Below are 13,052 nucleotides of genomic sequence, written 5' to 3'. Positions count from 1 at the left end.
GTCATCACCCACCACTCGGGGCGTTAGCTCAGTTGGTAGAGCAGTTGACTTTTAATCAATTGGTCGCAGGTTCGAATCCTGCACGCCCCACCATCTTAATGGTGGTCTCGAGTAAAAAAATCTTTCAGGCGGCACCCTAATGGGGCGTTAGCTCAGTTGGTAGAGCAGTTGACTTTTAATCAATTGGTCGCAGGTTCGAATCCTGCACGCCCCACCATCCTGAAATGATTTAAGCAGTAACCCTTACCCAAGGGGTCGTTAGCTCAGTTGGTAGAGCAGTTGACTTTTAATCAATTGGTCGCAGGTTCGAATCCTGCACGACCCACCAATGTAAAAAGGCGCCCTAAAGGCGCCTTTTTGCTATCTGCGATTTGATACCTGCCTTCATTTAAATTTTAGAGCCTTCCTGGCGTCGCTGACGCTCGGCCGGGCTACGGTTGCGTTTGTCTATAGCCCGGACGAGGTGCAACGCGCCGACTCCGGGAAGGGGGCAAAATTCACCACGACTTTTCTCATGGAATCGGCTATCTTGTTTAGCATATAAAACATATTGCCGTGGTAACGGCGAATCTTCGCCGAATAACCGTTTATTTCGTTAAGCCAGTAAAACGAGAAGCCTGATGAGCGTGATGTTTGACCCTGAAGCCGCAATTTACCCGTTCCCGCCGAAGCCTGTTCCGTTAAGTTTCGATGAGACGCAATTTTATCGCGAGAAAATCAAGCGGTTGCTAAAGGAACGTGATGCCGTCATGGTGGCACACTACTACACCGATCCCGAAATCCAACAGTTGGCGGAAGAGACCGGCGGCTGTATTTCTGATTCATTGGAGATGGCGCGCTTCGGGGCAAAACATTCTTCCTCAACGCTTCTGGTGGCAGGCGTTCGTTTTATGGGCGAAACCGCGAAAATCCTCAGCCCGGAAAAAACGGTTCTGATGCCGACGCTGAACGCCGAGTGCTCGCTCGATCTTGGTTGTCCTATTGATGAGTTCAATGCGTTCTGTGATGCCCACCCTGACCGCACCGTCGTGGTCTATGCCAATACTTCGGCGGCGGTAAAAGCACGCGCCGACTGGGTAGTGACCTCAAGCATTGCCGTTGAGCTTATCGAACATCTCGATAGTCTGGGGGAGAAAATCATCTGGGCGCCGGACCGCCACCTTGGCCGCTACGTGCAAAAGCAGACCGGTGCAGACGTGCTGTGCTGGCAGGGGGCATGTATCGTCCACGACGAGTTTAAAACCCAGGCATTGAACCGGATGAAATCGCTGTATCCGCAGGCGGCAGTGCTGGTACACCCGGAGTCCCCGCAGGCGATTGTTGATATGGCCGATGCCGTCGGTTCAACCAGTCAGTTGATTAATGCCGCCAAAACGCTGCCGCACCAGCAGCTTATTGTGGCAACCGATCGCGGTATCTTCTACAAAATGCAGCAGGCCGTGCCGGATAAAGAGCTGTTCGAAGCGCCAACCGCCGGTGAAGGGGCAACCTGCCGCACCTGTGCACACTGCCCGTGGATGGCGATGAACGGCCTGAAGGCCATTGCTGAAGGTCTGGAGAACGGCGGGCATGCCCATGAGATCCACGTCGATGAACAACTGCGTCAGGGCGCGCTGGTTCCGTTGAACCGGATGCTGGATTTTGCGGCTACACTACGAGGGTAAACCTCTAACGCGCTGGAGTTAAAATGGATTTCTTTAGTACGCAAAACATTTTGGTTCATATACCGCTGGGCGCGGGAGGCTACGACCTCTCGTGGATAGAAGCGGTAGGAACGGTTGCTGGGTTGCTCTGTATCTGGCTGGCCAGCCTTGAAAAGATCGTGAACTACCTGTTTGGCCTGATTAACGTCACACTGTTTGCGATCATCTTTTTCCAGATTCAGCTCTACGCTAGCCTGCTGTTGCAGCTATTTTTCTTTGCAGCCAACCTTTACGGCTGGTACGCATGGTCGCGGCAGACCAGCCAGAATGAAGCTGAGCTACAAATCCGCTGGCTGCCATTGCCGAAGGCCATGAGCTGGCTAGCCGCGTGCGTAGTGGCGATTGCGCTGATGACGCTCTACATCGACCCCGTTTTCGCCGTGCTCACGCGGGTGGCGGTTAACGTGATGCAAGGAATGGGCATGAACGTGGTGATGCCGACGCTGCAGCCGGATGCGTTCCCGTTCTGGGACTCCAGTATGATGGTCTTGTCGATTGCCGCGATGGTGCTGATGACCCGCAAATACGTCGAGAACTGGCTGCTGTGGGTGATCATTAACGTTATCAGCGTGGCGATTTTTGCCCTGCAAGGGGTTTACGCCATGGCGCTGGAATATCTGATCCTGACCTTCATCGCGCTCAATGGCAGCCGGATGTGGATGAGTAGCGCACGTGAACGGGGTTCTCGCGCGCTGTCCCATTAATGGTGGTGATGATGCCCGTGTTCGGAATGCGCCTCGTTAAGGTGGCATTCCGGGCCGCTACAGGGCTGGTATTCCATCTGCACCGTCGCGTGATCAATTTGATAATGCTCTTCGAGAAAGTGATGAATGCGATCCAGCAACGCATCGTGATCGTGCGGCGGCACCACCTGAACGTGTAGCGTCATCAGCGGTTTCTCACCGACCAGCCAGACGTGCACATGGTGCACATCGCGTACTTCGGGCAGTGAACGGCGCATATTGCGCTTTAACGCCGCTACGTCGATTGACTGCGGCGCGCCTTCCAGCAGTTCGTTCATACTCTCTTTCAGCAGCGACCAGGCGCTACGCAGCACCAGGCAGGAGACCAGCACCGAGAGAATCGGGTCGATGGGCGTCCAGCCGGTGGTCATGATCACCACTGCCGCTACAATCGCACCCACTGAACCCAGTAAATCGCCCATCACATGCAGCGCCGCTGCGCGTACGTTGAGGTTTTTCTCTTCGCTGCCGCGATGCAAAATCCAGAAGGCCAGAATATTCGCCAGCAGGCCGGCGACCGCAATGACCATCATGGTGACGCCTGCCACCGGCTGCGGATGATAGAAGCGCTGCACAGCCTCCCAGACAATCAGGATGATGATAAACAGCAGGGCGATGGCGTTGACGAAGGCGGCGAGGGTGGTCAGACGCAGCCAGCCGAAGGTATGACGCCCGCTTGGTGGTCGACTGGCAAAGCGCACGGCTAGCAGTGCGAACAATAGCGCGGCCGAGTCGGTGAGCATATGCCCGGCATCGGCGAGCAGCGCTAGCGATCCGGAGACAACCCCGCCAATCGCCTCGACGACCATAAAACCCGCGGTTACCCCAAAAGCCAGCAATAAACGACGGGCGTTGCCATCATTCTGCGTAGTGTGCGAGTGTGAATCATGCCTATGCGCCATGACGCTCATCCTTCCCTATTTGAGTGTGACTATCTGACATCATTGCAGATCTTTGTATTTTCCGCACAGAAATACGCAACGAAAGCCCACGGGCAAAAATAGCGCGTAATGCGGCAAGTGATATTGAAATATATTATTTTTAATCTAATTTGCAGATTATTAAGTTGTTTATTGCGGTTATAACGCGGGTTTTTTGCTATTAAATTCTAAATTGTAGGGTTTTTTTAGTTATTATTCGGCTAAAGTGTAAAAGCCAGTTTACACTTTTTGACTGACGATATAGATTGAAGGGATTGCACTCAATCATATAAGTATGGCAACACTGGAACAGTCATGAATTATCAGAACGACGATTTACGCATTAAAGAGATCAACGAGTTATTACCTCCTGTAGCACTCCTTGAAAAATTCCCAGCCACTGAAAATGCCGCCAATACGGTGTCTCATGCCCGTAAAGCGATCCATCAGATCCTGAAGGGAGATGACGATCGTCTGCTGGTAGTGATTGGTCCTTGCTCGATCCACGATCCGGCTGCTGCCAAAGAGTATGCGCAGCGCCTGCTGAAAATTCGTGAAGAGTTGCAGGGCGAGCTGGAAATCGTTATGCGCGTCTATTTTGAAAAGCCGCGCACCACCGTTGGCTGGAAAGGGCTGATTAACGATCCGCATATGGATAACAGCTTCCAGATTAACGACGGCCTACGTATTGCACGTAAGCTGCTGCTGGATATTAACGACACTGGCCTGCCAGCGGCGGGCGAGTTCCTGGATATGATCACCCCGCAGTACCTGGCAGATCTCATGAGCTGGGGCGCGATTGGTGCGCGTACCACCGAATCCCAGGTCCACCGTGAACTGGCGTCTGGCCTCTCTTGCCCGGTTGGTTTCAAAAACGGTACCGACGGCACGATTAAAGTGGCGATTGATGCCATCAATGCTGCCGGTGCGCCGCACTGTTTCCTGTCCGTGACCAAATGGGGCCACTCTGCAATTGTGAACACCAGCGGTAACGGCGATTGCCATATCATCCTGCGCGGCGGTAAAGAGCCGAACTACAGCGCCTCACACGTGGCGGCGGTGAAAGAAGGTCTGGCGAAAGCGGGCCTGCCGGCGCAAATCATGATTGATTTCAGCCACGCTAACTCCAGCAAGCAGTTTAAAAAGCAGATGGAAGTCGGCACTGACGTTTGCAATCAGATTGCCAACGGGGAGAAAGCCATTATGGGCGTGATGATTGAAAGCCACCTGGTGGAAGGTAATCAGAACCCGGATAGCGGCGAGCCGCTGGTATATGGCAAAAGCATCACCGACGCCTGCATTAACTGGGAAGACACCGATACTGTGCTGCGCCAGTTAGCGAACGCGGTTAAGGCACGCCGTGGTTAATTTGTTCCCCGGGGTCGGTGCTGTGCACCTCGCCCGGGCTACTTTCTAAACGTAGCCCGGCCAAGCGAAGCGCCGCCGGGAACACAGCAGAAATAAAAAAAGCGTGGAATATTCCACGCTTTTTTCTTTTACTACCGTTCAGCGAAAATTATTTCGCTTTACCCTGGTTTGCTACCGCTGCCGCTTTTGCAGCGATTTCGTCAGCGTTACCCAGATAGTAGTGTTTGATTGGCTTGAAGTTCTCGTCGAACTCATACACCAGCGGTACACCAGTTGGGATGTTCAGTTCGAGGATCTCATCTTCGCCCATGTTGTCCAGGTATTTCACCAGCGCACGCAGGGAGTTACCGTGAGCCGCGATGATCACGCGCTCACCGCTTTTCAGGCGTGGCAGAATGGTTTCATTCCAGTACGGGACAACGCGTTCGATGGTCAGCGCCAGGCTTTCGGTGGTTGGCAACTCTTTATCGGTCAGCTTCGCGTAGCGCGGGTCGTGGCCCGGGTAGCGCTCGTCATCTTTGGTCAGCTCTGGTGGGGTTACCGCGAAGCCGCGACGCCACTGTTTAACCTGCTCGTCACCGTATTTTTCAGCGGTTTCTGCTTTGTTCAGACCCTGCAGCGCACCGTAGTGACGCTCGTTCAGCTTCCAGGATTTCTCAACCGGCAGCCAGGCTTGATCCAGTTCATCCAGCACGTTCCACAGAGTGTGGATGGCACGTTTCAGCACGGAGGTATAAGCAAAATCAAAGCTGAAGCCTTCAGCCTTCAGCAGTTTACCTGCCGCTTTTGCTTCGCTAACGCCTTTCTCAGACAGATCAACGTCGTACCAACCGGTGAAGCGGTTTTCGTTGTTCCACTGACTTTCACCGTGACGAACCAGTACCAGCTTAGTTACAGCCATACTCTCACTCCTCAAGCTTTATTGAATGATAACAATTCTCATTATATTGCCGCGATAGGCTCGACGGCAACGCTTATGCATAACCATAGCGAAAATAGTGTCCCAGTGTAAGGTGCATGTGAACCAGGCGTTATGATTTTGTCTTTGCGTGGCGCAATTTTCAGCGATATGGCTAAAACTTCGGCGGGACAGAGAAAGGGAGTCGCCCGGCTGAGCGAAGCGACGCCGGGGAAACCCCGGAGTCGGTGCTATTGCACCTCGTCCGGGCTACGGGTAAGGTACGTGATTATAATGCGGTAAACTGATATTCCGTCAGGCTAACGTACTCTTCGCCTGGGCGCAGCACGCAGTCCGGCTGCGGCCACTCCGGATGGTTCGGGCTATCCGGCAGGAACTCGCTTTCCAGTGCCAGGCCTTGCCAGGCGGCGTAAGGCTGCGGGCTCCGAGACAGCGTACCGTCCAGGTAATTACCGGAGTAGAACTGAATGGCCGGTGCGGAGGTATAGACCGTCATCTGCAGCTTTTCATCCTGAGACCAGACATGGCCTACTGGCTGAGTCGCATCGCCTTTTGCCTGCAGCAAGAATGCGTGGTCGTAGCCTTTCACCTTCTTCTGGTCATCGTCGCTCAGAAAATCCTGCGCCACGGTTTTTGGCTCACGGAAATCAAAGCTGGTGTTGGCAACGTCTTTCAGCCCATCGTGTGGGATCCCGCTCTCATCGACCGGCAGATAAGCATCTGCCAGCAGTTGAAGCTTGTGGTTGCGCACATCGGTCTGATCGCCGTCGAGGTTGAAATAGACGTGGTTTGTCAGGTTCACCGGACAGGCTTTATCGACGGTTGCTCGATACTCAATGGAGATGCGGTTATCTTCGGTCAGGCGATAGATAGCCGTCGCCTGAAGTTCGCCCGGATACCCCTGATCGCCATCAGGCGAGGTGAGGGTGAAAACGGCCTCCGTTGGGTTCTGCGAGGCAATCGCCCAGCGGCGTTTGTCGAAGCCTTCTGGCCCGCCGTGCAGCTGGTTTTTGCCCTGGCTTGGCGCGAGTTCAACCGTCTGCCCATCGAGCGTATAGCGGCTGTTGGCGATGCGGTTGGCGTAACGGCCAATCGATGCGCCGAGGAACGCCGCCTGCTCGGTGTACTGCTCCGGCGAAGCGCAGCCCAGCAGCGCTTCACGTACGCTGCCGTCTTTCATTGGGATGCGCGCGGATAACAGCGTTGCACCCCAGTCCATTAACGTCACCACCACGCCATTGGTGTTGCGTAACGTAATCAGTCGATACGGCTGGCCATCTGCGGCCAGCGCTGGCGTTTCTCTTAGCACTGTCCTGCTCCTTGTGACGGTTTGCAGACGTAGAACGTCTCTTTAATGCCGGTTTTGGCTTCGTATTGCTCGGCCACAGCCTGTTTCACCGCAGGCACCAGCGCTTCAGGGATCAGCGCCACGATGCAGCCGCCGAAGCCGCCGCCGGTCATGCGTACGCCGCCCTGGTCACCGATGGTCGCTTTCACGATATCGACCAGCGTATCAATTTGCGGCACGGTGATTTCGAAATCGTCGCGCATGGAGGCGTGGGATTCCGCCATCAGCTGGCCCATGCGCAGCAGATCGCCTTTTTCCAGCGCAGCTGCAGCTTCAACGGTACGCGCGTTCTCGGTCAGCACGTGACGTACACGCTTCGCGACAATCGGGTCCAGCTCATGAGCGACGGCGTTGAATTCATTAATGGTCACATCACGCAGCGCCGGGCGCTGGAAGAAGCGCGCACCGGTTTCACACTGCTCGCGGCGGGTGTTGTACTCGCTGCCGACCAGAGTACGTTTAAAGTTGCTATTGATGATCACCACCGCAACGCCTTCCGGCATGGAGACGGCTTTGGTGCCAAGCGAACGGCAGTCGATCAGCAGCGCGTGGTCTTTCTTGCCGAGCGCGGAGATAAGCTGGTCCATAATGCCGCAGTTACAGCCGACAAACTGGTTTTCCGCTTCCTGACCGTTCAGCGCAATTTGCGCGCCGTCCAGCGGCAGATGATACAGCTGCTGGAAGACGGTGCCGACTGCGACTTCCAGAGAGGCCGATGAACTCAGGCCCGCACCCTGCGGCACGTTGCCGCTGATAACGAGGTCTGCGCCGCCAAAGGCGTTATTGCGTTTTTGCAGATGTTTCACCACGCCGCGCACATAGTTGGACCACTGCTGGGTATCGTGGCTAACGATCGGTACATCGAGAGAAAACTCGTCGCTCTGATTATCGTAGTCGGCGGCAATCACGCGCACCAGGCGGTCATCACGCGGGGAGCAGCTGATCACCGTCTGGTAATCGATGGCGCACGGCAGGACAAAGCCATCGTTGTAGTCGGTGTGCTCACCAATCAGGTTAACGCGGCCCGGAGCCTGAATGACGTGGGTAGCAGGGTAGCCGAATTTCTCAGCGAACAGGGTTTGGGTTTTATCTTTCAGACTCATTGTTATTCTCCGGACTCGCGAAAGTGGATGTCGCTGACCGCACGCAGGCGTTCAGCCGCTTGTTCTGCCGTCAGGTCGCGCTGGGTTTCTGCCAGCATTTCATAACCAACCATAAATTTGCGCACGGTAGCGGAGCGCAGCAGCGGTGGATAGAAATGGGCATGTAGCTGCCAGTGTGCGTTCTCTTCGCCGTTGAACGGCGCGCCGTGCCAGCCCATCGAGTAGGGGAAGGAGCACTGGAACAGGTTGTCGTAACGGCTGGTCAGTTTTTTCAGCGCCAGCGCTAAATCGTCGCGCTGTGCCTCAGTTAAATCGGTAATCCGCAGCACGTGCGCTTTTGGCAGCAGCAGCGTTTCGAACGGCCACGCCGCCCAGTACGGCACCACCGCCAGCCAGTGATCGGTTTCTACCACCGTACGGCTGCCGTCTGCCAGCTCACGGTTAACGTAATCAACCAGCATCGGCGATTTCTGCTCGGCGTAGTACTCACGCATCAGGCGGTCTTCACGCTCGATTTCGTTCGGCAGGAAGCTGTTAGCCCAGACCTGTCCGTGCGGGTGCGGGTTGGAGCAGCCCATCGCTGCGCCTTTGTTTTCGAACACCTGTACCCACGGATACTGCTGGCCGAGTTCAGCGGTCTGCTCCTGCCAGGTTTTCACCACGGATTTCAGCGCATCGACGCTCAGTTCAGGCAGCGTTTTGCTGTGGTCCGGTGAGAAGCAAATCACCCGGCTGGTGCCGCGCGCGCTCTGGCAGCGCATCAGCGGATCGTCGCTTTCCGGCGCGTCCGGCGTGTCGGTCATCAGCGCAGCAAAGTCATTGGTAAAAACGTATGTGCTGGTGTAGTCGGGGTTTTTATCGCCCGTCACCCGAGTATTACCCGGGCATAAAAAACAATCCGGATCGTGCGCGGGCAGCGTCTGTTTTGCTGGTGTCTCTTGCGCCCCTTGCCATGGGCGCTTTGCACGATGCGGTGATACAAGGATCCACTGGCCGGTTAACGGATTAAAACGGCGGTGTGGATGGTCGACGGGGTTAAATTGCGTCATGACAAAATCCTTAGTCTGGATATCCCTGAGGATGACGGGACTGCCAGTTCCAGGTGTCCTGCGCCATTTCGTCAAGGTTACGGGTTACGCGCCAGTTCAGCTCGTTGTCGGCTTTGGTCGCATCGGCCCAGTAGGCCGGAAGATCGCCGTCGCGACGTGGAGCAAAATGGTAGTTAATGGGTTTGCCGCAGGCTTTGCTGAACGCGTTGACCACGTCCAGCACGCTGCTGCCGACGCCTGCGCCCAGGTTATAAATATGCACGCCGGCTTTGTTCGCCAGTTTTTCCATCGCGGCAACGTGGCCGTCGGCGAGATCCATTACGTGGATGTAGTCGCGCACGCCGGTGCCGTCAGGTGTAGGGTAGTCGTTGCCGAAAATGGCCAGTGATTCGCGGCGGCCCACGGCGACCTGCGCGATATACGGCATCAGGTTGTTCGGGATGCCCTGTGGGTCTTCACCCATATCGCCGGACTGATGCGCGCCCACCGGGTTAAAGTAGCGCAGCAGCGCAATGCTCCACTCCGGCTGCGCTTTTTGCAGGTCAGTCAGGATCTGTTCAACCATCAGTTTGCTCTTGCCGTACGGGCTTTGTGGCGTACCGGTAGGGAAGCTTTCGACGTAAGGGATTTTCGGCTGATCGCCATAGACGGTTGCGGAGGAGCTGAAGATGAAGTTTTTGACGTTGGCGGTGCGCATCGCGGCAACCAGACGCAGAGTACCGGTGACGTTGTTGTCATAGTACTCCAGCGGCTTTTGCACCGACTCGCCCACGGCTTTCAGGCCCGCGAAGTGAATCACCGCTTCAATGGCGTGATCTTTGAGGATCTCAACCATCAGCGCTTCGTTACGAATATCGCCTTCGACAAAGCTCGGCTGTTTGCCGCCCAGGCGGGCAATGACCGGTACAACGCTGTGCTTGCTGTTGCACAGGTTATCGAGGATGACGACATCGTGGCCCTGTTGCAGCAGTTGCACACATGTGTGGCTTCCAATGTAACCGCTACCACCTGTAACCAATACTTTCATTTTTAGCTCCGTTAAGCTTATGGCATGGAATAACCTTAGCATAACAGAGAAGCCAAAAGTGTGACATGGGCTAAATTAGTGGAATCGCTTACACTAGCGAAATCAACATGATAATTTCAGATTTTTTCATTATAAATCAAAGAGGTTAACGGTGAGGGCTGAAAATAGTCTGAAAAAGGAGGTGTAGTCGCGGGGGCGTATTGTGTAAACCCGGCGGCACTTCGCTTGGCCGGGCTACATTCAGAGAGTACGCTTGACCATCTTAAATTGGGCCGACCTCATAGCGATAACCGTCGCCGTCGGCGACAAATTCCAGACGATGGGTGATGCACTCCGGCGCATCTTCCGCATGGTGAGATACGAACAGCAGTTGCGTTTTACCTTCGCTAATCAGCACATCCACAAAGCGGCGAACCACCTGGCGGTTGAGCGGGTCCAGCCCTTGCAGCGGTTCATCGAGGATCAGCAGCGTCGGGTGTTTCACCAGCGCGCGGACGATCAGCGCCAGACGCTGCTGCCCCCAGGAGAGGCTGTGGAACGGTGCATCGGCGGTGCGCGGGTCCATGCCGAGGATTTGCAGCCATTCATCGACCAGCTTGCGCTGCTTATCCGAAGCGGCCTGGTAAATGCCGATGGAATCAAAGTAACCAGAGAGGATCACATTGCGCAGCGTGGTGCTCACTCGGTAATCCAGATGCAGGCTGCTGCTGACGTAGCCGATATGTTTTTTAATATCCCAGATGGTTTCACCGCTGCCACGGCGGCGGCCAAACAGCGTCAGGTCGTTGCTGTAGCCCTGCGGATGATCGCCAGTGACCAGGCTTAGCAGGGTGGATTTCCCCGCGCCGTTCGGGCCAACAATTTGCCAGTGTTCGTCCGGGGCGACCGTCCAGCTTAAATGGTTGATGATCGCGCGATCGTTATAGGAGACCACGCCGTCGTTCAGCACGATGCGCGGTAGATCGTCGGCAATGGACAACCGCGCGGACGGTGCATCTGGCTCTGGCAGGGTCATGCCGGAGAGCTTTTCGCTGTGTGCCAGTTGCGCAATCAGCGTTTGCGCAAGCAGCGTTTTTTTCTCGCCGGTTTCCGTCAGGGTACAGTCGGCCAGCACCCCGGCAAACGGCACAAACTCAGGGATATCATCAAAGCGATTGAGCACCAGCACCAGCGTATAACCCGCTTTATGCAACTCTGCCAGATGTTCCGCCAGCTGACGGCGAGAAGCTACGTCCAGGCCGTCGAAGGGCTCATCGAGGATCAACAGATCCGGCTGTGCCATCAGCGCCTGACAGAGCAGGGTTTTGCGAGTTTCACCGGTGGAGAGGTATTTAAAGCGGCGATCCAGCAGATGGCTGATGCCAAACTGCGCGGCAAGCCGGGCGCACAGGGCCTCGTCTTTGATTTCATCCTGGATGATTTGCGCGGTGGTGCGGCCGGTATCGTCTTCGTCCGGGCTCAGCATATCGGTGTTGTTACGCTGCCACTCGTCGCTGACCAGCTTTTGCAACTGTTCGAAGGAGAGGCGAGCAATGCGGGTGAAGGTGGCGTCGCGGCTGCCAGAAAGCAGCGGCAGCTCGCCTGCCAGCGCGCGGGCCAGCGCCGATTTGCCGCTGCCGTTGCTGCCGACAAAAGCCCAGCTTTCTCCGGCACGCAGCGTCAGATGCTCAATTTTTAATGTTTTTGTGTCGCTAAGACGAAACGTGCCTTGCGAAATTTGCAATGATGACATGATGTATCCCGTTTTTTGCAGCGATGTGCATCAGGGATACGTCTTCCTTAGCGCAAAGTCAATGCCATCAGCACAACGTGGCAAGAATGATGCGATCGGCGTTAAAGAATGCTGTGACGTCAGCACCTTCTTCCAGCCCTGCGGCCTCTGCCAGCGGCAGAGTGGCACACAGGGTCTGCCCATCCGGCAGCGCCATCAGCACTTCACACTGCTCTTCGCCGCGCTGGATATGGCTAATTCGGCACGGCAGCTGGTTGTCTGCCGCAGCGGCAACCTGCGGATCGCGAGTGACGCTGACCCACGGCGCTTTCAGCAAAACCAGCACCTCTTTGCCTTCATCCAGCCCTAAACGCTCGCCGCTCTGGGCGGTGATGGCCACCTTGAGGCGCGTGGTGCCGTCGGCCAGCAGAATATCCACGTGCTGCTGAACCTGCTGGTGGTCGCGCTGGGTCACGGTACCAAACCACTGGTTACGGGCGCTGGTTTGCAGGGAGAAGCGCGAAATGGCAGCGAGCAAGCTGTCTAACGGCAGCGCGTCGTCGTCGCTCAGCACATCAAAGGCTTTTTGCTGGATTTGCGCCAGCAGATCGTAGAGCTGAATCAGGCGCTGACCGTAGCGTGTAAGCACCGCACCGCCGCCGCCTTTACCGCCGGTGGCGCGGTCGACCAGCGATTGCTCGCTCAGTTGGTTCATTTCATTAATCGCATCCCATGCGCTCTTATAACTGATACCCGCATTTTTCGCTCCCTGGCTGATGGAGCCGGTCTGTGCTATTTGTTTGAGGAGTGAAATGCGGCGCGGATCGGCGAACAGGCGCTGCTGGAGCTTGAGGGTAAGAAGGATTTCAGCCTGCATAAGAGTATCCTGGCAATAAAAAGGGTATTTTGACCCAAATGTTAGCAAGCGGAAAGCACACCGCACAAAAGGGAGTGTATTTCTGCGATATCCGGTTACAATAACCGCATCACAATGTCTGGAGTAAACCATGTTAGAGCTGTTGAAAAGTCTGGTTTTTGCCGTAATCATGGTACCCGTAGTGATGGCGATCATCCTGGGGTTAATTTACGGTCTGGGTGAAGTATTTAACATCTTCTCCGGTGTCGGTCACAAAAACGGCAACCAGCAAAATCACTGATTTC

12 protein-coding genes and 3 tRNA genes are annotated in these 13,052 nt (G+C 55.5%); 7 read left to right on the top strand and 8 right to left on the bottom strand.

All coding sequences use genetic code 11. The features are described 5' to 3' along the window. Positions 1-17: 17 nt before the first annotated feature. From HII27_RS04375 to pnuC, 5 genes are all read left to right on the top strand, one after another. Positions 18-93 (top strand) — tRNA-Lys (locus HII27_RS04375). A 48-nt stretch (positions 94-141) separates the two neighbouring features. Next, positions 142-217, top strand: a tRNA-Lys gene (locus HII27_RS04370). A gap of 35 nt (positions 218-252) precedes the next feature. After that, positions 253-328, top strand: a tRNA-Lys gene (locus HII27_RS04365). Positions 329-620: 292 nt separating this feature from the next. After that, a complete protein-coding gene (gene nadA / locus HII27_RS04360; protein WP_185666736.1) occupies positions 621-1,664 on the top strand; it encodes a quinolinate synthase NadA in 1,044 nt (347 codons plus the stop codon). A gap of 23 nt (positions 1,665-1,687) precedes the next feature. Next, the gene (pnuC, locus tag HII27_RS04355; protein WP_185666735.1) at positions 1,688-2,407 is read left to right on the top strand and encodes a nicotinamide riboside transporter PnuC; all 720 of its coding nucleotides are present in this window, start codon (positions 1,688-1,690) and stop codon (positions 2,405-2,407) included. Here the strand turns inward: pnuC and zitB are convergent. Next, positions 2,404-3,348 (bottom strand): CDF family zinc transporter ZitB, encoded by a 945-nt coding sequence (gene zitB / locus HII27_RS04350; RefSeq protein ID WP_185666734.1) that lies wholly within the window; start codon positions 3,346-3,348, stop codon positions 2,404-2,406. The two genes, pnuC and zitB, sit on opposite strands and share 4 nt — an antisense overlap. A 333-nt stretch (positions 3,349-3,681) precedes the next feature. Here zitB and aroG point away from each other — a divergent pair, with 333 nt between their 5' ends. After that, on the top strand, positions 3,682-4,734 hold the full coding sequence (aroG, locus tag HII27_RS04345; protein ID WP_185666733.1) for a 3-deoxy-7-phosphoheptulonate synthase AroG: 1,053 nt from the start codon (positions 3,682-3,684) through the stop codon (positions 4,732-4,734). Between the two features lie 148 nt (positions 4,735-4,882). Here aroG and gpmA read toward each other — a convergent pair whose 3' ends face one another. From gpmA to modE, 7 genes are all read right to left on the bottom strand, one after another. Beyond that, positions 4,883-5,635, bottom strand: coding sequence for a 2,3-diphosphoglycerate-dependent phosphoglycerate mutase (gene gpmA / locus HII27_RS04340; protein WP_035892201.1), 753 nt, complete (start codon positions 5,633-5,635; stop codon positions 4,883-4,885). A gap of 286 nt (positions 5,636-5,921) precedes the next feature. Beyond that, entirely contained in the window at positions 5,922-6,962 is a 1,041-nt protein-coding gene (gene galM, locus HII27_RS04335) for a galactose-1-epimerase (protein ID WP_185666732.1), read from the bottom strand. After that, positions 6,956-8,104: a galactokinase gene (gene galK, locus HII27_RS04330; protein ID WP_185666731.1), complete on the bottom strand. Its 1,149-nt coding sequence runs from the start codon at positions 8,102-8,104 to the stop codon at positions 6,956-6,958. The genes galM and galK overlap by 7 nt, the downstream gene beginning before the upstream one ends. A 2-nt stretch (positions 8,105-8,106) precedes the next feature. Continuing rightward, positions 8,107-9,153 carry a galactose-1-phosphate uridylyltransferase gene (galT, locus tag HII27_RS04325; RefSeq protein WP_185666730.1) on the bottom strand — a complete coding sequence of 349 codons (1,047 nt, stop codon included), beginning with the start codon at positions 9,151-9,153 and terminating at the stop codon, positions 8,107-8,109. 10 nt (positions 9,154-9,163) lie between these two features. Then, the gene (galE, locus tag HII27_RS04320; RefSeq protein ID WP_185666729.1) at positions 9,164-10,180 is read right to left on the bottom strand and encodes a UDP-glucose 4-epimerase GalE; all 1,017 of its coding nucleotides are present in this window, start codon (positions 10,178-10,180) and stop codon (positions 9,164-9,166) included. Between the two features lie 262 nt (positions 10,181-10,442). Beyond that, positions 10,443-11,912 carry a molybdate ABC transporter ATP-binding protein ModF gene (gene modF / locus HII27_RS04315; RefSeq protein ID WP_185666728.1) on the bottom strand — a complete coding sequence of 490 codons (1,470 nt, stop codon included), beginning with the start codon at positions 11,910-11,912 and terminating at the stop codon, positions 10,443-10,445. A 67-nt stretch (positions 11,913-11,979) separates the two neighbouring features. Continuing rightward, positions 11,980-12,768, bottom strand: coding sequence for a molybdenum-dependent transcriptional regulator (gene modE / locus HII27_RS04310; protein ID WP_185666727.1), 789 nt, complete (start codon positions 12,766-12,768; stop codon positions 11,980-11,982). Positions 12,769-12,898: 130 nt separating this feature from the next. Between modE and HII27_RS04305 the strand changes: the two genes are divergently transcribed. Continuing rightward, entirely contained in the window at positions 12,899-13,048 is a 150-nt protein-coding gene (locus tag HII27_RS04305) for an AcrZ family multidrug efflux pump-associated protein (protein ID WP_185666726.1), read from the top strand. Positions 13,049-13,052: the final 4 nt, after the last annotated feature.

Origin of the sequence: Kluyvera sichuanensis, assembly GCF_014218705.1 — a bacterium.
In the GTDB taxonomy this organism is placed as follows: Bacteria; Pseudomonadota; Gammaproteobacteria; order Enterobacterales; family Enterobacteriaceae; genus Kluyvera; species Kluyvera sichuanensis.
This window is presented reverse-complemented; position numbering and strand designations above follow the sequence as displayed.